The sequence below is a fragment of the Clostridium sp. AF02-29 genome (genome assembly GCF_934835585.1).
In the GTDB taxonomy this organism is placed as follows: domain Bacteria; phylum Bacillota; class Clostridia; order Lachnospirales; family Lachnospiraceae; genus Otoolea; species Otoolea fessa.
In genome coordinates, this window is the sequence record NZ_CAKVZK010000005.1 from 41571 (window position 1) to 62016 (window position 20446).

Sequence of the window (20446 nt, forward strand, 5' to 3'; positions counted from 1 at the left end):
TTCCTCAGGCGATCGGGAAAAGTGCGCTTACCGCCGCATCTCTCTTCTGGTACTCCCGCATCTTTTCCCGAAGCGCCGTCTCGTTATTTACTTTTAAAGAAAGACTCATCTCATTGAGCGCCGCAAACCGGCTTTCCCGGCTGCGTCCCGGAATCTCCCGGCAGGAAATCTCTCCCTTTTCTTTCGTCTTCCGGACGCCGTCCTCTTCCTCTTCGATCTGATATTCCAGCGTCTCGCCCTCAAAAATCACCTTTTCACGAATGTAAATATCCCGGTAAACGAGACGCATTTCCTCATAGTGGAACTCTTCCTCCTGCGGCAGAATCCGCAGCCGCAGATACGGGCGCACCGCCCGGTTTCCGTGATACTCGATGATTTCTTTATCTAAAATATTGCCCGGGATATGGATAAACCGCGCCAGATCTTTAAAATAGGCAAAAATCATGCCCGCATCTAAAAGCACATCCACCACCGACTGGCACAGGCGCCGCTGTTCCTCCGAAAGCTCCGGCAGCGTCGCATAATACTTTGTCAGCGCCAGCAGATAAATATCCGGGATCCGCTCCCGATCCGAGCTTCCCTGCACAGCACCCTCCAAAAATGCGAACACCTTGTCGTCCGTCGGACGGTTTTCCAGAAAATATTCCACGCTCTTGACCGTGAAATACGCTCGCACGACAATTTCCCCTGTTTTCTTGCGTGACGCATAAAGCTCGAACACCCGGTCTAACTTTGCTGTATTGCCGGTAAAGAGCATCTGCGCCACCAGCCGTTCCTCCAGATCGTACGTCTCCACCCGGAGCCGCAGCCCCTGCATCAGGACGCGGTACATCTGATCCACCGTACCGTTGAAATGTTCGCAGAGATAATCGAGAATCACACTGTCCGGCTTCTCGTGTTCAAAGACATACCAGGTCAGATAAAGCAGGTGGTCATCCCGGTCAAAGAGATTTTGAAGCAGCATTCTCCCGCAAAGCCGCAGCAGCAGATTGACCGGCAGACCTTCCAGACCATACCGGCACACCATCTCATACGCCTCGCTGAAATGCCCGCACCGGATCAGCGTCCCGCAGACGCCGTTTCTCTCATCCCGCGTCAGCTGGTCCTTGTCAAGACTCAGAAGGTATGAAACACTTCCATCCTTTTTCTCATCCTCAATCCCATCCGCCATCCTCTTATAATACCGCACGATCGCTGACAGCACCTTTGCCCTAAACAGCGGGTGCAGCTCCATCTTCTGATCCGCGTGCTCCAAAAGGATCGCATCGTCCCCGGTCAGTACCTCCTTGCGGCAGGCTTTTGCACACGCATTCATAAAGAGGAACGGATGCATCGGATTCATTTCAAAACAGGTCTGTAAAAGTTCCTCCATATCCGTAAATACCGGCTGGATGGCGCAATTTACCCGCGCATACCGCGTCTCATTTTCATCCTGGAATAGAACCAGATCGCGCTCCGAAAACAGCGGCACATACGCCGTGCCCTCGTTCAGCACATACGCGTCCTCCGTCATCTGCTCCTCATGGCGCACCACCACGTATTTCATCGCCGGTTCCCGGCATTCTACCCGGCAGGATTTCAAAATCCCCGGCAGGACACGCGCCATCTGCGTATCGATCAGTTCCGGATAGATCAATTTCCGGTACAGGACCGCCAGGGCACCGTCTATCCGTTCCTTGAAAAGCTGATCCACCGCAAACTCTTCCATCGCCCGCTCGTACATCCGGTAAATATCCGAATCCGGCGTTCCATATGTAAGAAGGTTCGCATAAAGCTTCGCCAGTGACCCCGCATCCAAATTTGCCGAATACGAAAAGTATAAAAATACCTCACGCGACATCAGGCGGTCATAATTCTCCGGCATCGCATATAAATAATATTCATACAGGCGCGTCAGACTCAAATCTGCCTCCAGCGCCCGGCTATACCATTCAAAACAGGCTGTCTCCCGGCAGTCTCCCCGGATCAGCATTGCACAGAGCGCCTCCAAAATCTCCGTCTCCGGATACAGCCCGTAAAGTTCCGTCAAAAGGCGTCTGTAAAACTCCCGGTACGAACGGGACGCACGCATCACCCGGACCGCCGCCAGTGCCAGCTCGCGGCTGATAATTTTCCGGCGTGCCCCATAGTACAGGGCATGAAGCTCAAAATTGCCCGCATTGTCTAAAAGGATCGGATCACTCTCCAGAAGTTTCAGTCCCGCCGCATAGAGGAATGGGCTGTGACAGCCGTCCTTAAACTCCTGCTCCATGCTGATCAGCACCGTAACCGGATTTTTCTGCAGTTCCTCATCCAGACGCAGAAGCATCAAATAATAAAACAGGCTGCTGCCCGTCTCCTCCGACGCATACTGCTGCAACAGGCGGATCAAAGTGTCCTTCTGCTCGGCATTGCCGGTCAGCGTCACGTACAGATAGCGGTACAGGCAGTTAAGCTTCCGGTCGCCCGATATTTTAAGCGCCGCTGAATCCTGCAGTTCCTTTAAAATCGTCTGCGCTTTCTCGCGCCGATCAGTCAAAAGGTATAATTCCGCCTGCAAAAGCCGCAGTCCCGCGTCATAGTGCGTCATTTTCATCAGATCCAGCTCCCGCTGCATCTGGTGAACCGCCTCCGTGCCGCCGATCCCATTTTCATACGCCAGACGGGCAGTCAGATAATTTCCAAGCTCTTTCTGGAATGACATATGTGCCCGGTCGCATCCGCCCGCATCGGCAGCCGATGCCTCGATCGGGATCCGCACTGTTTCTCTGGCAGTGTGAATCAGGACGGCACCGAAATTCTTTCCGGCATGCAGCCGTTCCGCCAGAATCCGTACCGGAAGACGGAGCAGACCATCTTCAAAATCCGCCTGCGTCGCACTCTTCTTCGGCAGATGGAGGAACTCGCCGTCTGCCGTCACCTCCAGGTACACACTGCCCCAGTTATCCATCCGTATCTCGATCGTGTCCTCGGCATTCTCAGCCAGCTCGGCATATACGCGCGCCCTGCCCGGAATCGTCAGACCGACCGGCTTTTTCACGCCCAGTCCAACCAGAAATTCTTCCATAAAATTTGCCCGGCTGCCGTGCCCCTTCAGGCCGTCATAGAGTGCCCGCACATGCAGATCCTGCATAAACGGCACTTCCACAAAATCCGGGTACTCCAAAAGCCGGAGCGCCGTCTCCATATCATTTTCCGCGATGTGCAGAAAATCTTCCGCCGTTTTCAGATCACCTAAAGTCTTCCCGGCGTCTGCCACCTCGACGTGAAACTCATACGGAATCTCCTCTTCCCCGCAGTTTGTCACCAGATAAAAAGAACCCGTGATCGTGTCGCCTGCCGTCAGGAACGAAGTGTCCACTTCATATACGATCCGGCACCGGAGTCCGCCAAACGAATTGTTATCCCCTGGAATCCGCACCCGCAGGTTCGAGGAATACACAAACCCCTTCACACTTAATCCATTTTCGCTCCCGATCCATAAATTTCTCTGCATCAGGGTATTCATCCGCAGCGTCTCGTCTATCTTTTCAGGCGACCAGGTCATCTTCGGCTGTTCCGAATCGATGATTCCCTTCGCCAGCCGGTTAATTCTCTCTTTCATTCCTATCACCTGCCGTTTCATTATCCTGTCCCGGTAACTGCTTCGTCTTCCCACAGTTCCGTCGGTTCGAAATCTCGTACCTTATATCATACCATATTTTGTCTGCATTTACATCAGGGAATTGGAGAATTTCGCTGATTGCCCATCCGGCATTTTTATAGAAACAAACGCTATCGTTTTCTAATTTTTCTTAATTTCCTAATCCCAGTCGCCCACATACAGGCGTGTGCCAGTCTGCCAAGCTGTTGGTTCATAGATCGTCCAAATTGGATATGGATATGCTTTTCCTTGCAGAGAATCATCTATTGCGATCGTCTGATCAACGCCATTGGTGCCTGTTTTGGACGACAGGTCAGCGGCACCTGTCCTGGTAATACTGAAATAGCTGTCCTTTACAGAGTTGCTGTCTACATAAGGTACGCCGATGATTGCTTCGCTTAACTTCGGCAGATACCAGCATTCTTCCGGAACCGAAAGAATGCCAGCTTCCAGCTGTGCGCCCTGCCACCAGGTATTGTTCAACTGACCAATATAGTGTCCAAGGAACATTGAGGTTCCAGCCGCTTTCACACTTCCTGTTGTGTAGCAGTTCGAAAGAACCAGTTTTGCAGAATCATATTTTCCAAATAAACCGCCTGCGATGGCATTATATGTATTCGTTCCACACACATCCGCTGCACTGAAACTCTGTATTACCGAAATCGGACCATCCATCCACCCCACGAGACCTCCGGCACACCAGCCGCCTGACACATTCTTTCTATCTGACAGCACTTCCGCACCACTTTCCGTATAACCGTAAGAGCGGTTCCGTCCGCCGACATAACTGTTTTCAATGCGGAATTCTTTTCCGGCAGTTCCGCCATTCTGGTTGTTTTTCAGGTATCCATACAAACCTCCGGCGGTTCCAGTTGTATCCACATACCCAGAGAAGAAGCTGTTTTCCAACTTCATCTGACCAGAGCTCTCGGCAAAGCCGACCAGACCTCCGCTAGCATCGGTTCCCTGTATCCGTGCATTTTTTCCTGAAACATATACGTGATTCATCACTAAATCACTTACTTTTGCTTCCCCGATCAAGCCTCCGGTTTTTCCTCCACTTATTTGCAGCGTCGGTGCATCTACAACTACATGGTCGAGTGTCAGACTGCCACTATTCGTGCTTCCAACCACCGCGCCTGTTGCCAGCGTTCCAGAAATCCGGGATTTTTCTCCATATATATGGATATTTTTAATCGTTAGATAGCTGTCCGCCGAAGTGCCTGCCTGTGCCACCAGCCCTGCTGTATTCTGCCCCTGACAGGAAATGTCCGGATCCTTCAGATTCAAGTTTGATATCGTCAGATGATCCGTCTTCTGAAATAAAGCCGCACCATTCCAGGCAACAGGAGTTATCTTTAAGCCTGCAATCGTATAACATTCACCCAGTTTTGCTTTTTCTTTCTCATCCACCTCCGCATCATAAGAGATAATATCCGGGTTGTTAATCGGCCAGAAACTTCCACCTTCATACTTGGAATTTCCCGGACTGTAGATCGTCATCTCTCCGTATGCATCTTTCACCTCTTTACAATACGCTTCCGTCTGCGAGGTAATCGAATCATCCTCCTGCCAGAGAATATTATCAGTCTGGATGACCCGTGTGATCTTTAAACCACCATAGCCTTCTCCGCAGAAATTCAGATTCTGCAGATGACGTCCATTGGCAACCTTAACCGTATAGGTATCCGTTCCATCATCATTGGGTTCAATTACATCAGCAAAACAGCTGTTGAACTTATATGAGAGCTTTGTATTTTCTGTCGGTGGATAGCCATCCTCGCTCAATTTTACGATCACATTTTCTCCATTTATGTAACCGCCCGGCTGATAACCTCCCCAGGTACCCAGACTACAGAAATTTCCACCCTCACGTGATAAATCATCCAGATAGAAACGCAATTTCAACTTTTTCTCTTCCGTTATGCCTATTTCAAAACGATTTACCCTGTTTTCTGCAGCAAAGCTCGTCCAACTGCCATTTGCCTCATTTTCTGCACAGCTGGCAGCTTTCTCTTCCGTATCTACAAAACAAAATTTCGATCCCGTTCTCAGAGTATTTTCCTGCAAATCACCAGTATTGACTTGGAGAACATACCACATCGTTTTACCGCTCAATTCGCCGGTAATCGAAAATATCAGATGTATTCTCTGATTTTCTTCAAGCGGAGACGGAGAGACATAATCGATATGCAGCCTGTTTCCAGTATGCAGCGCCTCTTCGTTCTCACCCTTGTCCCAGTCCCCGACATGGTTATTCAGAAACCATGAAAATCCCTTTGAAGCGTCCTGCGCAGTAAGTTTTTCCGCTACTTTCTGGATCGTCGGCATCGGATAAATCGGTATTTCTGCCTTCTTTAATTCCGGATCATACGGATATGTATTCCGCTTTTCCTCCGTATCTTTATTTTCTTCCTCACTGCTATCTGCATTCGGATCCTTTACACCAAACAGACTTGCAAGAGCCTCGTCATATGCAAGCACATACTTCTCATTCACCTTACTGCACACATAGCACCCCGGATAAACTGATTTTTTGTTCGTTCCTGTACCACTCGTCTCCGATGGAAGTATTCCATTCGTTCTACTTGCATAATCATAGAACGCAACAAACGCAGGTGCTTTCATCGCCGGATCCTCTGTTTCATCCGCCGCCGTACCACTTCCACCTTCCGTTTCATCCGATTTTTCCTCAGCCGTCGGCGAATACACCGACGCCGATACATATGTATTCGCTATCTGACTGTCTGCCGGAAGCTGTGCGGCGAGACCCCCTGCGAATCCGCCGGTATATGCCGCTACGTTATAACGTCCGGTAAGATTCTCAAAAGCTGTATTGGCGTTTGCCCCATTCCCTGGTTTTTGGGAGGTATCAAACTTCTTGTTTGCTGTATGACCGCCGACATAACAACTCTGAATCTGCACCGTGGAACCGCTTGCGGCGGCTGCAGCTGCTGCTTTCTCAGCAGTTCCGACCAGACCGCCGGCATACATACCTTCCACATAGAGTGCCGCTGCGCTGTCGGTCAGGGAAATTTTTCCCTTTGCCGTGCCGATCAGGCCGCCCGCCGTTCCCTTTAAAGCGCGGATCCGGTATTTGCTTTCTTCCTCCAGCTTCAGATCGGCTGCTTTTTCTGTGCTGCTTCCCAGCTTATCACGGAAATGATTCTCCGCCAGCGCATCCTGGACGGTCAGACTGCCGCCCTCAAATGTGCCGATCAACGCACCGGCAGAAGCGCTGGTCTGCTCTGCCTGCACCTGTGGATATTCCACCTGCACTTTTTTTATTTCCACCGTTGGCAGCTTTATAGTTCCCCGGGAATCCGTTCCCGGCGTCACCGCGCCGATCAAAGCGCCTGCATTCGCCTTCGTCCGGACCACTGGCTGGCAGATCAGCAGGTTTTTAACACTCATATCCTGCGTTACCGTTCCAAACAGTCCGCCCGTCCCATCTACTGCTGTGATTGAACTTGCCGCCGTTTTTCCTACCTGCAGACCATCAATCCGGTATGTATTTCCCTGATAGTCCAGTGGATACGGCAGGCTAAGCGGAAGATAGCTTCCCGCCTCCGTGGTATATGTCTGTGCCGTCGGGTTCGTCCGATCTGCATTCGTTTCATCCGTCACCCGGTAGGCAATCGAGATGGTTCCCGCATTCTGATTCAAAAAATTCGAGCCAAATGCCGTATGCAGCTTCGCCACATGTCCGCAGTAACCGCTCTCGTCCGCAGTGTTTTCTCCCGCTTTCCAGGTCAAATCGCTATTCTGCATCGCCGTAACCGTTTTGGATGTAGTCACCGCTCCCGTGTACAGCTGATCCGGATCCCAGCCTGAAACCCGCTCATCCAGATTTTCCAGATGGCGGAAGCTGCCAATCCCCACGCTTCGGTCTGTACCGATCGATGCAAAGAGGCTGCTGCCTGAATCTGTATTGCTCGTCTTAACCTGCGAAAGCGCTTCATTGTTGAAAACCTGCGCGTACACAAAGATATTTTCGCCCGGAATAAAGGAGGCAAAACCTCTTTCATCCTGCTGAAATGTCATATCCGTCTGTGCCGGCTGGTTGAAATCCATAAATTTGAATCCTGTACTTCCGCCCGTGCCGGCTGGCGCCGCTATGTCATCCAAAATAACCTGATACGTTCCATCCGAATCGCCCGAAGTTCCGTACACCTTCGCCACACGCGCCGAACGGCTGCTTCCCGGGGCATTGATCTCGATGTAGCCGGTTGTACCGCTCTTTTCTCCCTTTACAAACAGGCTCAGCGAATGTTCATTTTTATTCGGATCCCCGATTTCCGCATATAAAATATCATCATTCACCAATTTCACTGTCGGTGCCTCGAATTTCTCCTCCGGCAGTTCCGGAACTTCCAGATTTCCTGATGCGTAATATCCGATCGGCAGCTTCTGATCCTTATAATTGGAGTTAGCACCCGTAAACCGCTCCCGTTTTCCGGCATCAGACGCCGCCAGAAGTGCCTCGCTTCCGATATCTGTCTGCACAAACTGATAATGATCCGAATACCACACCTCGCGGACCAGTCCTGCCTCCGGATCATAGAAAATAAGATAGCTCCCGTCTGCACGGACAGTCTCATCAATCGATCCAAACGGAAGAAGGCGCTGCCGGATCTCCTCGGTCACATTCGCAGACACCAACGCTGTCTCACCGCCAGACTCTTCTTGTTCCGATTCAGGCTGCCCTGCCTGTTTTTCCGGCACATAGAGAACCGCGTAGATATTTCCCTCTTTCTCCTCCGCCAGCACTGTATTTTCTACCGAAATTCCCAGCTTTGCCTGCTTTTGATCGTCCGAAAATTCCCCCTGTGCCTCCATATGGAGCAGACGCGGAATTGTCCCATTGGAGACTTCCAGTGTCAGATGATTCTGCGCCGCCAGAAAGATCTCCTTCGCTGTCTGATCCATCTCCAGACGGCGGAGCTTTCTCTGGTAACGAATCACCACAACAAAAGAAAGACTGGCAAGAATACCGACAATCGCAATCACCGTCAAAAATTCCGCCAGCGTAAACGCCGCCCTTCTCTTCTGTTTGTTCTGTCTCTTCTGCTCCATCTGTCCTCGTTCCTCTTTTAATTTTATTTCTGATCCAGGTTGACCGCACGCACGATCAGGTTAATCGGCTTTACCACCGCTTTCCGGGAAGTTCCCATCGTATCTTTTTTCCGGTAGATCGCCAGATTTTGAACCGTAAAGCACGCCGTCTCCTCCGAATAGGTATAGCCGTCAAATGCCGTATAATATTCATCCGAGATCGCCGCCTGCGTCAGCAGAGGTATCTTATTATACGCATCATCGTAGGTATAATCCCCATACCATTTTTCAATGCCCGTGCCAGACCAGTCTGTCGCACTAAAGTGCAGCCACAGGTGGCTGTTTCCACTCCGCAAAAGAGGTGTTACCATTTCTCCTGTTTCGGAAGTCCCAGCAGAATTTTTCACTTCCAGCGCATTGGCAAATTCATCGGTCATCAGCTGCGCCGTGAGCGACAGCGCCTGCTCTGCATCTGCCTGATCCTGCGTCCTCTGGTAAACATTTTTTACCATCATCACGCCGCCTCCAAGCACCGTGCCGATCATTCCGAGAATCACAATCGCCGCCAGCAGCTCCGTCAGCGTCATACCGTTCTTTGACCGGAGTTTTTTCTGACATACTGAAAAGAGCTTGCAGTGACCCTTGGATGCCGTCTGTTTCTGCTGCCTGCAATGCCTATTTCTGCATCCGCGGCATTCACTTCTCTCCTGTCCCATCTCTGTCTCCTCTATCGGTATCTGTAAAGCAGATCTTGTAAGTTTACCTTTTCCTCTTCTGCATCCGAATCAGCCTGGCTCACATACAGTACGATCGGATACTGTCCCGTCCGGTAATTCGTCTGTGTGCCTGTCTGGTAGGCATTTGACGCCAGGCTTTTCTTCATGCCGCCGGTTCCAGATGCCTCCAGCTCCAGAACATATCTGCCCGACGCCTGTTCCGCTGTCCGGTTGTTCTCCAGCTGATTGCGGCTGTCATAATAGCCCGCCATCTGCTCTTCGCCCTGCTGCAGCATCCTGCCGGACGCCAGAAATGCACTCAGAAACAGCGTCATTCCCAGTGCAATCACAAGAACCGATATCAGTACCTCTGTCAGCGTCTCTCCCGCATTGGCACGCAGCTTTCTTCCAGCTGCCCATTCCATTCTACTTATCATCCTGCAGCAGCTCCTTCTCTATTGTTCCGTTCTGCCAGCGGATCGTCGTGATGATGGTCGTCGTCGTGATCGTGTAGGAATCATCGTCATCCGAATCTCCGTCATCGCCCGCTACTGTGACCGTCTCACTCTCGGAGCTATGTGCTGCTTCCAGCTCCAGCCGTTTCTCGCACCGCTCTTCCTTCTTATCATCCGCCGTTACCGTATCTGAGATAACCGCCTTGATTTTATAATCATCCGTCATCCACAGGCGTACACTGGTCTTTAACGGGTCAATCGTGTTCCCGCTCGTTCCGTCTTTCTTCACTGACAGGGTAAAATCTTTGTACGCTATTTCTTCCTCCGATGCATTCTCCCCGTCTGCCAGCTTCCGATACTCATTATTTCTATAAATATCCACGATCAGTGAATTGAGAACCGCGCTATTCGCACTCTCTGCGCTTGACAAACCTGAATCCGTTCCATAGAATTTTTGCCACGTCGCCTCATTATCCGTGTTTTTCCGGCTGCCGACGTAGTAGCAGTAAAAATCATCCTCATCGTCTTCCTCGTCATCCCGGCTGTCATGCACGATCACTTCCTTGATCTTGACTATATTCTCCGTCTTCTGCAGCTCATCCCGCAAAAATGCCGCCGCCGAGTCCACCGCATACCTCTTCTGGTCCTCCCTCGGGAGGTGGCGGATCTTTCCAGCCGACGCGGAAGCGGACGCCAGAATGATCGACGCGCCCACCCCGCAAAACACAAAAAACAGGAGCGCCGCCATCAAACTGGCGCCATCCTGATTTTTCATACGCCAGAAAACCTGCCTCCAGATTTCCGGGCGTTTTTCACTGTTCTCTGCTTTTTTCATGCTTTATTCTCCCAGCGCCGCCTCTGCCGCTGTCTCAAGGTCAGAACGCTGCAGGTTCGACACATCCGCATTTGCCAGTCCCGACGGTGCCTGCGTCTCCTCCGGTTCCAGCTCCAGGCCTTCTTCTGATTCCGCATCGTAGCGGGTCTCAAAATAAGTCAGCTGGAACGCCACCGCCACTGAGTGGATGCGGATATCCTCTAACTCTTCATTTTCCAGATCTTTATCATCCTGAATGCTCAGATCCTCGATCAGACAGCGGTACGGTCCTTCGACCACCTCATGAAGCATTGAAACAGCGTGATCAAACGAATCTGCCGTAAAAGAAATATTCATCGCGCGGCGGATCTCCATTCCGTCCACCTGCGGCTCTGAATACTGGAAAGTAAAATCATACGCATTCGCAAAAATACGGTTCAGCTCCTCCGTCTCCGTCTTGAAATGATTGTAGGCCGGAACCATCGGCGCATTCGATGCCTTGTTTTCCTCGATCTCTTCCTCCATCTGCCGGATCTGCATCGCTTTCATCTGCTCCAGCTGAATCTGGGCATCCAGCTCCGCCGTGTCCGCCGCCTCAATCCGCCGCTGCACCGGCAGGTAAAATCCAGCATAGTAGCCGCCCGCGATCAGGGCAAAGACTACAACCAGCAGCACTATTTTCTGTGTTTTTGTTAATACATATTTCCCTAACGAATTCATTCTTCTTTGCCCTCTTCTGGTTCGTTAAAAAATACAGCCATTGACACTCCCACCTGCTTCAAGGATGCCAGAACTCTCTCTTCGCCATCTTTCTTCACTGTTTCCTCCAGCGAAGCGGTCACATAGCGCGCATTCGGATCCGCCTCCGCATCACGGACCAGCTGCGGAAAGAGTGTACCATTGGGAATGGTTCCTTCCAATGACATCTGATCCGAGGTGATCGAAACACTCGAAACTGCCGTCAGCGGGAAAATCTGTGATTTCAGGGAATCCAGCATCATCCGGCGGTCCGGAAGCTTACTCTCTTCCTCATTCAGATACCCATTTCCATAATGCGCGTACTCTGCCAGGACCTCACCGTACACCTCGTTGGATTTCTCCAATGTACGAAGCTCCTTCTCTGTCGCCGCATAAACCGCCTCTGCCCGGTCTGCCTCCTGCAGGGGAAGCATTACGCCAAATCTCGAAAATCCGTAGACAAAAACCATAAAAACGGCAAACGCGCCCAGCTCCGCCGCTATTTTTCCTTTTTTAGTCTGCTTCTGATACAGATTGATGCGCCGTTTTTTCGGATACTTCGGACCGCCAATCTGCATATTCGCGATTGATTTTAAATCAGCCACCGCTCTTCCTCCTTATGCAAGTAATACACCGTATGCCTGCGGGCTGTCGATCCACTCGTCTTCCTCATCCAGAGAGACCCCCGGCAGAAGCTCCGCCACACTCCGCACCGGCAGATCCAGCGTTTCTTTCAGCGCATCAATCAATTCCCCGTATCGTGCGCCTCCGCCGCAATAATAGAGGCTGTCGATCGTATTATTCACATTGTTGAAGCTATAAAAGTTCAAAACTCGCATGACCTGGACGGCGCGGGTCCGGTACTGCTCCTCCAGCACAGCCGCCATCTTTTCTTTGTCGGTCTCCTCGCGGTTTTCTTCCTCCACCTCAATTCCCAGTTCTTGCATCTTGTTCTTATCCCCCAAACGGATCTGCTCGATCTCCTCACAGCCCGGCTCCATGGTACGGGTAATATCATAAACCCCCTCACGGAAGAAATGAATCCGCAGCGCCTGGGTTCCCAGATCCAGAACAGCGTAATCCTTTCGCTCTTGTGCATACTCCAGAATCCGCTCCAGGCCAAGCACCGCCGGGACCAGGCCGACGAGCTTCAGGCGCGCCATCTTTGCCAGCTTTTCAAACTGCTGCGACAGCGTCTTCGTGCACGCCGCACCAAGAAGATCCATCGTCCTCTCTTTCGTCTGAATCATCGCGTAATCAAAAACATACTTGTCCATCTCATCGCCGATATAGTCATGAAACTCATACGGCAGGTTCAGCCGGAGCTGTTCTTCCGTCATCAGCGGCATCTCAAACCGCCGCACATACACATCCTCCTGACGGATGACAAATACCACATTCCGGCACTGGATCGCATATTCCTTCAATAAATCCTTTATCAAATCCGCACAGACGTGCATATCGGTCAGATCCATTCCCTGAACCCGCTCGCTGATGAACTCTTTCAGTTCACCCTTTTCCGCATATGCAATCTTGATACGGTAATGTCCAATTTCAATTCCTAAACAATTCTTCATCTCTGCACTCCCCTTAAAAGAGTTTTATCGTGTACAGCTTACAAAAGCCACAGCCCCCTATACCATCCTGTCAGTTGTTCACCAAACAGAAGCATCAGAAAGAAAGCTGTCGCAATCGCCGGTCCAAATGGGATTTTCCCCTTTCTCCAAACCAACGAACATCCGATTCCAAGCACACAGCTGAGAATCAGGAAAAACAATACCTCCCAGATAGAACGAAGGTACAGCCCCGTCACAAAAAAGAGCTTGATATCCCCGCCTCCCAGGCTTTCCTTTCCCGTCAGGCGGTCAAATAAAAGTGAAAGTGCCAGCATACCGCCCGACAAGCCAGCCCCCGTCAGAACACCACGCAATATCTGTGCGCCCGTTTCCGGCAGACAGACTGCCGTTCCGAAAAAAATCAGGACTCCTGCCACCTGCAGGCGATCCGGTATGATCCACGCATGCAGATCCGTGAGCGTCAGGCACAAAAGCACAATCCACAGAAGTATCCCCCGCAGTGCCAGCACCGAAACATCGAACCGGTACACGATCAGACAGCACGCGATCCCCGAAACAAGTTCCGCCCAGAACGATTCCGCCGGGATCTTTGCCCCACAGTAACGGCATCTGCCCCGCAGACACAGCCACGAAAACAACGGCACCAGATCCGGCACGCCCAGCACATGCCCGCAGGCATCACAGTGCGATCTCCCCTTTAGGATCGAAGTTCCCGCAAGCATCCGCCCCGCCAGACAGTCTGTGAAACTGCCAAGGGCACAGCCGAGGATAAATGTAATAGTTAATATGTAAATCGTTAAAAATGTGGTTTGATGCAGCATCGCCGCGTCCTCTCCTGTCTTTTGCAATTCTTTGATTCATTATAACAGAATTTGCTTATTCTGTCTCCGGGCGCCTTTAGCAAAAATGGATGGGAAACCCCATCCATTTTGCCACGTATGTGTTTTTTACTTATACTCTATTATTTCGCATATAATGTAATTTCTGCACCATTAATTGTACCCGCTTCGGATTGCGGTTTTACTTTTACATTAATTACTTTATACTGTACACTGCCCTTTTCATCATCTATTACTTTCTCAGCTACGCCTTCCGTTATACTAGTAATTGACTCAACAGTACCTGTTGCTAAATCATAATTATAAATAACTTCACCTGTAGCATTTGTATCCATCTCATCTGTCATATACTCCGCAACCGCTGCCGCTTTCGCAGCTCTCAGATTTGCCTGATTTGTAGCCTTTCTAGCCTTGCTCAGCTGTGCCGTAAATACCGGAATCGAGATTGCAACCAGGATACCCACGATCGCAACAACCACCAGCAGTTCAGCCAGTGTGAAACCTTTTTTGTTCTCACGAACTTTCTTGATTAAGCCCTTCATAAAATCATTCTCCTTATTGTATAGTATTTTATTAATGAACAGAGAATTTTCTCTGCGCCATCCAGCCTCTGCCGTATCACATTTTACATGTGTGCAGTCAATTCTTACATCAGATCATACATTGTAAAGATAGGCAGATAAATCGACACTACAATGATACCCGCAAAAATCGCAAGCACCACCAGCATCGCCGGTTCCAGAAGCGCCAGAAGCCGCTGGATTCGGTAATCCGCCTCGTTGGTGTAATAATCGGCGACATTGTCCAGTGTCTCCCCGAGTTCACCGGTTTCTTCTCCGACGGAACACATATCGACCATCGTCGGCGGGAAATATTTCTTTCCCTGCAGACATTCCACCAGGCTGCGCCCCTGCTCGATTCCTTCGCGCATGGAGCGGACATCCTCGCTCAGAAGTGCATTGTCCATGACCTTCGCCGTCGTGTCAACCGCCTGGTTGATCGTGATACCCGCTGCCAGAAGCACCGACATTGTATTGGCAAACTGTGCTGCGCCGTTCATCTGGTTGATCACGCCCACAAGTGGAAGGGATAACGCGATCTTTGCTTTCTGAATCCGCCCCTGCGGCGTATTGCCATAGACCTGCGAACCAATCTTCAAAAACACCAGCACCGCCAGCATCAGCAGCCACCACTTCGCGAAGAAATGGGAAGTCGCAATCAGCATCCGCGTCATCAGCGGCAGCGTACCACCCAGATCGGTAAATACATCTGCCAGTGTCGGGATAACCTTCGCCATGACGATAATCAGGACAACCACCGCAATCGCAACGACGAACAAAGGATACGTCATCGCTCCCTTGATCTTCTCCGTCGTCTTGTAGGACTTTTCGTAAAACTTCTGAAGCCGGTCAAAGGATCGTTCCAGTGTACCGGACTGCTCGCCTGCCCGGATCGTCTCGATAAACGTGAGCGGAAAACGGTCGCTATACTTTTCCAGCGCCGACGCAACGGTACTTCCGGCAGCTACTTCCTCTGCCGCAGCCCCCATGATCTTCCGGATCCGCTTGTCCTCATTCTGATCTGCCAGCATACGCATCGCGCGCGCCACGGTCATACCCGAATGAAGAGTGATCGCAAACTGCGAACACAGGATCGCCAGCTTCTTCGTCTTGATCCGCCTGCTTCCGATCTCCATCTCCAGGAGACTGCCGTCATCAGGTCTTTTCTTCTCTTTCTTCTGACTGATGCTCAGAAGAATCGGATAGTTTTCCCGGATTCTGGAAGCGGCTGCCGCTTCACTCTCAGCCTGGAGCACTCCCCGGACTTCTTTTCCATCCCGTCCCAGCGCTTTATATGAAAAATTCGGCATCTCTCATACCTCCAGCCACAGGATTCAGCTGTACGCCATCTGTATGTACATCGCCATCTGTATCCTTTTTATGATCATTTTAACATCTTTGTTTATTTTTGTAAATACGCCGTCAACCTTTTGGATGTTTTATACAAAAACACACATCCAGATCCGCTTGTTTTTTTGCCGTTTTCTCTATACGTGCTTTGTTTTTGCTAATCTATTTTTGTATATATTTTTCACCAACACATCTGACTTTTCTTTCTTTTCCAGACTATTTCTGGTATATAGATCATCAGGGCGGAAATGGTACGTCCCGCCCTGACACTCCCAAAAGAATAGCTCCCGTTTCTTTTTATCTTCTCTCTTATTTCTCGTTCTTCTTATCCAGCATCTCTTCCATCGTATGCCATCCCAGCACCGCGCATTTGACACGCGCCGGCATATGGGAAACATCGACCAGGGCGCCGGCTTCCTCGAGTTCTTCGATCTCGTTCTCGCCTGCCTCGCCCTTGATCATCCGCAGGAACAGATCCGCCAGATGGCGTGCTTCCTCTTCGGATTTTCCGATGATCAGATCCAGCATGATATCGGCGGACGCCTGGGAGATCGCGCAGCCGCTTCCCTCAAAAGCACCGTCTACCACCTGTCCATCTTCGACCTTCAACTGAAGAATGATGTCATCTCCACAGCTCGGATTGACGCCCTCTAATACCAGATTGGCATCCGGCAGCTTTTCTTTATGTAACGGATGCAGATTGTGATCCGTCAGTATTTCATTGTAAAAGGTTCTATTCTCCATATCCCATTTTCCTCCGGATTTCTTTCAGGTTCTGGACAAAACGGTCGATGTCCTCCTCCGTATTGTAGAACGCAAAGCTGGCACGCGCTGTTGCAAATACACCCAGATGTTTTAAAAGCGGCTGGGCGCAATGGTGGCCTGCGCGCACATTGACATTTGCGGCATCCAGAATCGACGCGATATCGTGCGGATGTACGCCGTCCACGGTAAAGCTGATAATTCCGTTGTGCTCTTCCGGCCTATCGCTTCCCTGGATATGAACGCCCGGAATCTGCTGCATCGCCGTCATTGCCCGTGTTGTCAGCAGCTCCTCACGCTTCCGCACCTCGTCAAATCCGACGTTCATCAGATAATCGATCGCTGCCTGTAAGCCGACCGCACCGCCGCCATTGACGGTACCGGCTTCGAATTTGTGCGGCAGTTCGGCAAAGACTGCAGATTCCCGGCTGACCGAATCGATCATCTCGCCGCCCGTCAGGAACGGAGGCATCGCATCCAGAAGGGTCTCTTTTCCGTACAGGACGCCGATTCCCATCGGTGCCATCAGCTTGTGACCGGAAAATACAAGGAAATCTGCATCCAGTGCCTGCACATCCACCGGAATATGCGGGGCGCTCTGTGCCGCATCGATGACGATGACACCGCCTTTTTCATGCACCAGTTTCGTCAGTTTCTCTACCGGATTTCTGCGGCCAAGGACATTGGAAATCTGCGGCATCGCTGCGATCTTTGTCTTTTCTGTCACCAGGGCTTCCATATCCTCATCCCGGTAGGAACCATCCGGCTGACATTCCAGATAAACGAGCTTCGCGCCTGTCTGTCTGGATACCATCTGCCACGGCAGGATATTGCTGTGGTGGTTATCAATGCTGATTAAGATCTCATCGCCTGCTTTCAGACTGGTTAAACCATAGCTGTACGCGATCAAATTCAGGCTCTCGGTGCTGTTGCGTGTAAACACGACCTCGCTCGTCTTTCCAGCATTGATAAATTCCCGCACGCGCTCTCTTGCCGCTTCATATGCCTCCGTCGCCTCGATTCCCAGCTCATAGAGCCCGCGGAGCGGATTGGCATTTTTCTTTGTATAGAAATCTTCCACTGCCTTTAATACCGCCTCCGGGCGCTGTGCCGTCGCCGCATTGTCCAGATATGCGATATCCGAACCCGCAAGCAGGGGAAAATCTTTCTTGTAATCTGTCATGTTCTGTTCCTTCTTATATATTTGTTTGTATACTTGCTGCAAAAACAAACCGCAGCCAACTTACAGTTTTTTCATTTTATTATCGCTTCTGGTTCATGAACTCCTGAACCTGCTTCTGTACTGCCTCGTCTGCTACCAGCTCATTCAGCGCGTCGATTCTCGCCCGCGCTACCATGCGCTCAGCTTCCTCTCTCGACAGTCCGCGGGAGCACAGATAAAACAGCGTTGCATCGTCCAGATCGCCCATCGAAGCGCCGTGATTTCCTTCGACATCTTCTTCTGCACACAGAATCAGCGGAATTGTCTGATTTACGATGTCATCGCCGAGCAGCAGCACATCCTCGCGCTCAGTTCCCTTTGCCCCGGCGCATCCCGGCACGAAATCGATCGTTCCACGGAACAGCTTGGAGGAACCGTCCTGCAAAACGCCAGAGACTTCCATCATACTCTCTGTCTTTTTGCCGCGGTGGCGTACTGTATAGTTCATATCCAGCTTCTGGTTTACACTGGTGTAATAGCCGATCTTCGCGTCAAATGCGCTCTTTTTTCCTTCCAGCTCGGTCAGGCAGCCCGCGTAGACCTTGCCTGCGCCCAGCTCCAGTTTCAAAAGCTCAAATGTGGCATTTTCCCCGCAGGACACACCGATATCACTCAGGCAGGTATATCCGGCGCCGAGAAGCTGCACTTCCTGAAGCTGTACCTTTGCATTCTTTTCCGCATGGACCTTTACCTGGAACGAGGATGTTCCCTGTGCGTCCTCCCCGGAGCGGAATACGATCAGCACGTTTAAGCGGCTGTTTTCCTTTGCATCCAGGCAGAGGCGGTTCTGGTAACTGCCGTTTTTGTAATCGACGCAGAGAACCGTCCATTCTGTATTTTCATTCTGCAGCACAGCTGCCGCTTCCGCTGTCAGCCGGTAGATACTTCCCGCACCGGCATTTTCTTCTGCAACAGCCGTTCCATTTACAGTGTCCGTTCTATTTGCGCCAGCCATTCCGCATTCCGCCGCCATCGCATCGTACTCGCGTCCCATGCCGGTCTGAATCTCGTCCCACTCTTTTCCGGAGATTTCTTTTTCCCAGGTCACACCTGCTGCCAGGCGCTCCGGTTTTATCAAAACACTTTCCTCCGGCCACTCAATCTGTATCTGGCTTTCGTTCATTCCCAGCCGGTTCCAGGTTCGGGTCGGAAGAATGTTTACTGTCATTTCTTTCTGTCCCATTGTTTCCTCCTGTCGTTACCATTCATGCACTTGCATGCCCCGCAGCAGAATCTGTTATTTCAAAATCCCCGCTGCAAACAGTAACCATCTATTATCCGATACTGCCTTTCATCTCAAGCTGAATCAGGTTGTTCATCTCAACCGCGTACTCAAGCGGCAGCTCCTTCGATACATCATCCGCAAATCCGCTGACGATCATTGCGCGCGCGTCCTCCTCGCTGATGCCGCGTGACATCAGATAGAAAACAGCCTCGTCGCTGATCCGTCCGATCTTTGCCTCATGGCCGACGTTCGCGTCGCGGGTCCGGATATCCATCGCCGGGACCGTATCGGAACGTGAAATATCATCCAGCATCAGAGACTGGCAGGAAACCGATGCCTTAGAACCGGATGCCTGTTTTCCAATCTGCACGCTGCTTCGGAACGTACTGATACCGCCGTCCTTGGAAATAGATTTCGTATTAATATAGGAAGACGTCCGTTTGCCCGTGTGGACTACCTTCGCACCGGTATCGAGGTTCTGACCTTCTCCGGCAAAAGTAATGCCGGTAAATTCCATTCTTGAATCATCGCCCTTTAAGATACTCATCGGGTACAGATACGATACATGGGAACCAAAGGAACCCGATACCCACTCGATCGTTCCGCCCTCTTCCACACTCGCGCGCTTGGTGTTCAAATTGTACATATTTTTCGACCAGTTCTCGATCGTCGAATAGCGGAGTTTCGCATTTTTGCCGACGTACAGCTCGACACAGCCCGCATGCAGGTTTGCTACGTTATATTTCGGCGCAGAACAGCCCTCGATGAAATGCAGATATGCCCCCTCATCAACGATGATCAGAGTATGTTCAAACTGTCCGGCTCCCGGTGCATTGAGACGAAAATAGGACTGAAGCGGGATCGTAACCGACACGCCCTTTGGCACGTACACAAAAGAGCCGCCGGACCAGACCGCCCCGTGCAGCGCTGCAAATTTATGTTCCTGCGGTTTGACCAGATGCATAAAATGCGTCCGGATCATTTCCGCATATTCGCCGTGCATTGCGCTCTCCAGATCGGTGTAGACAACGCCCTGCGCCGCTACCTCCGCGCGCACGTTATGATATACTAACTCCGAGTCATACTGGGCGCCCACGCCTGCCAGTGATTTCTGCTCCGCCTGCGGGATTCCCAGACGCTCAAAGGTATCTTTGATGTCCTTCGGAACCTCCGACCATTTGGCGCTCATCTTGGATTTCGGGCGGACATAGGTTACGATGTTATCCATGTCCAGATCCTCGATATCCGGTCCCCAGTTCGGAACCTGCAGGGAATTGTAAATCTGTAAGGACTGCAGACGGAACTGCTGCATCCATGCTGGGTCATTTTTCTCCTTAGAAATCTTCTCAACGATCTCCGGGGTCAGACCCGCTTTTACTTTATATGCGTCATTTTCTTTGTCTTTTATATCGTAGACGCTGCGATCAATGTCATCTACATACGTTTTTTCTTTCATGTTTGATGCCTCCATATTACCCGTGCTGATTCGTTATTACTGTCGCGTTATCCTG

General features: G+C 51.0%; 15 protein-coding genes. All 15 read right to left on the minus strand.

Features of this window, described 5'->3' with window-relative positions; translation table 11 throughout:
- Nucleotides 1-4 precede the first annotated feature (4 nt).
- Nucleotides 5-3583: a DUF5717 family protein gene (locus PUQ60_RS02460; protein WP_273380893.1), complete on the minus strand. Its 3579-nt coding sequence runs from the start codon at nucleotides 3581-3583 to the stop codon at nucleotides 5-7.
- Nucleotides 3584-3781: 198 nt separating this feature from the next.
- The gene (locus PUQ60_RS02465) at nucleotides 3782-8698 is read right to left on the minus strand and encodes a type II secretion system protein (protein ID WP_273400877.1); all 4917 of its coding nucleotides are present in this window, start codon (nucleotides 8696-8698) and stop codon (nucleotides 3782-3784) included.
- A gap of 23 nt (nucleotides 8699-8721) precedes the next feature.
- Complete coding sequence (locus PUQ60_RS02470; RefSeq protein ID WP_273381203.1) at nucleotides 8722-9393, minus strand: type II secretion system protein; 672 nt, start codon at nucleotides 9391-9393, stop codon at nucleotides 8722-8724.
- 11 nt (nucleotides 9394-9404) lie between these two features.
- On the minus strand, nucleotides 9405-9830 hold the full coding sequence (locus PUQ60_RS02475) for a hypothetical protein (protein WP_273381205.1): 426 nt from the start codon (nucleotides 9828-9830) through the stop codon (nucleotides 9405-9407).
- Complete coding sequence (locus tag PUQ60_RS02480) at nucleotides 9820-10683, minus strand: hypothetical protein (RefSeq protein WP_273381207.1); 864 nt, start codon at nucleotides 10681-10683, stop codon at nucleotides 9820-9822. The genes PUQ60_RS02475 and PUQ60_RS02480 overlap by 11 nt, the downstream gene beginning before the upstream one ends.
- A 3-nt stretch (nucleotides 10684-10686) precedes the next feature.
- Nucleotides 10687-11382, minus strand: a complete 696-nt coding sequence (locus tag PUQ60_RS02485) for a hypothetical protein (RefSeq protein WP_273400879.1) — start codon at nucleotides 11380-11382, stop codon at nucleotides 10687-10689.
- Nucleotides 11379-12005 (minus strand): hypothetical protein, encoded by a 627-nt coding sequence (locus tag PUQ60_RS02490; protein ID WP_273393776.1) that lies wholly within the window; start codon nucleotides 12003-12005, stop codon nucleotides 11379-11381. Before PUQ60_RS02490 ends, PUQ60_RS02485 begins: the two co-directional genes overlap by 4 nt.
- Nucleotides 12006-12017: 12 nt before the next feature.
- The gene (gene pilM, locus PUQ60_RS02495; RefSeq protein WP_273381212.1) at nucleotides 12018-12977 is read right to left on the minus strand and encodes a pilus assembly protein PilM; all 960 of its coding nucleotides are present in this window, start codon (nucleotides 12975-12977) and stop codon (nucleotides 12018-12020) included.
- Between the two features lie 38 nt (nucleotides 12978-13015).
- On the minus strand, nucleotides 13016-13798 hold the full coding sequence (locus PUQ60_RS02500) for an A24 family peptidase (RefSeq protein WP_273381214.1): 783 nt from the start codon (nucleotides 13796-13798) through the stop codon (nucleotides 13016-13018).
- 140 nt (nucleotides 13799-13938) lie between these two features.
- Nucleotides 13939-14358 carry a prepilin-type N-terminal cleavage/methylation domain-containing protein gene (locus PUQ60_RS02505; RefSeq protein ID WP_273381216.1) on the minus strand — a complete coding sequence of 140 codons (420 nt, stop codon included), beginning with the start codon at nucleotides 14356-14358 and terminating at the stop codon, nucleotides 13939-13941.
- A 104-nt stretch (nucleotides 14359-14462) separates the two neighbouring features.
- On the minus strand, nucleotides 14463-15686 hold the full coding sequence (locus tag PUQ60_RS02510; protein ID WP_273400881.1) for a type II secretion system F family protein: 1224 nt from the start codon (nucleotides 15684-15686) through the stop codon (nucleotides 14463-14465).
- 349 nt (nucleotides 15687-16035) lie between these two features.
- A complete protein-coding gene (sufU, locus tag PUQ60_RS02515; protein ID WP_118472860.1) occupies nucleotides 16036-16470 on the minus strand; it encodes a Fe-S cluster assembly sulfur transfer protein SufU in 435 nt (144 codons plus the stop codon).
- Nucleotides 16460-17671 carry a SufS family cysteine desulfurase gene (locus PUQ60_RS02520; RefSeq protein WP_118570430.1) on the minus strand — a complete coding sequence of 404 codons (1212 nt, stop codon included), beginning with the start codon at nucleotides 17669-17671 and terminating at the stop codon, nucleotides 16460-16462. The genes sufU and PUQ60_RS02520 overlap by 11 nt, the downstream gene beginning before the upstream one ends.
- A 79-nt stretch (nucleotides 17672-17750) precedes the next feature.
- Nucleotides 17751-18893: a SufD family Fe-S cluster assembly protein gene (locus tag PUQ60_RS02525; protein WP_273380835.1), complete on the minus strand. Its 1143-nt coding sequence runs from the start codon at nucleotides 18891-18893 to the stop codon at nucleotides 17751-17753.
- 91 nt (nucleotides 18894-18984) lie between these two features.
- Nucleotides 18985-20391 carry a Fe-S cluster assembly protein SufB gene (gene sufB / locus PUQ60_RS02530; protein ID WP_273380833.1) on the minus strand — a complete coding sequence of 469 codons (1407 nt, stop codon included), beginning with the start codon at nucleotides 20389-20391 and terminating at the stop codon, nucleotides 18985-18987.
- Nucleotides 20392-20446: the final 55 nt, after the last annotated feature.

Bases quoted from the DNA above. Each gene is read 5' to 3' on its own strand.
- PUQ60_RS02485 (WP_273400879.1), bottom strand. From the start codon at position 11,382: ATGAATTCGTTAGGGAAATATGTATTAACAAAAACACAGAAAATAGTG.
- PUQ60_RS02465 (WP_273400877.1), bottom strand. From the start codon at position 8,698: ATGGAGCAGAAGAGACAGAACAAACAGAAGAGAAGGGCGGCGTTTACG.
- PUQ60_RS02475 (WP_273381205.1), bottom strand. From the start codon at position 9,830: ATGATAAGTAGAATGGAATGGGCAGCTGGAAGAAAGCTGCGTGCCAAT.
- sufB (WP_273380833.1), bottom strand. From the start codon at position 20,391: ATGAAAGAAAAAACGTATGTAGATGACATTGATCGCAGCGTCTACGAT.
- PUQ60_RS02470 (WP_273381203.1), bottom strand. From the start codon at position 9,393: ATGGGACAGGAGAGAAGTGAATGCCGCGGATGCAGAAATAGGCATTGC.
- PUQ60_RS02460 (WP_273380893.1), bottom strand. From the start codon at position 3,583: ATGAAAGAGAGAATTAACCGGCTGGCGAAGGGAATCATCGATTCGGAA.
- PUQ60_RS02480 (WP_273381207.1), bottom strand. From the start codon at position 10,683: ATGAAAAAAGCAGAGAACAGTGAAAAACGCCCGGAAATCTGGAGGCAG.
- PUQ60_RS02505 (WP_273381216.1), bottom strand. From the start codon at position 14,358: ATGAAGGGCTTAATCAAGAAAGTTCGTGAGAACAAAAAAGGTTTCACA.
- PUQ60_RS02525 (WP_273380835.1), bottom strand. From the start codon at position 18,893: ATGGGACAGAAAGAAATGACAGTAAACATTCTTCCGACCCGAACCTGG.
- PUQ60_RS02510 (WP_273400881.1), bottom strand. From the start codon at position 15,686: ATGCCGAATTTTTCATATAAAGCGCTGGGACGGGATGGAAAAGAAGTC.
- PUQ60_RS02520 (WP_118570430.1), bottom strand. From the start codon at position 17,671: ATGACAGATTACAAGAAAGATTTTCCCCTGCTTGCGGGTTCGGATATC.
- sufU (WP_118472860.1), bottom strand. From the start codon at position 16,470: ATGGAGAATAGAACCTTTTACAATGAAATACTGACGGATCACAATCTG.
- PUQ60_RS02500 (WP_273381214.1), bottom strand. From the start codon at position 13,798: ATGCTGCATCAAACCACATTTTTAACGATTTACATATTAACTATTACA.
- pilM (WP_273381212.1), bottom strand. From the start codon at position 12,977: ATGAAGAATTGTTTAGGAATTGAAATTGGACATTACCGTATCAAGATT.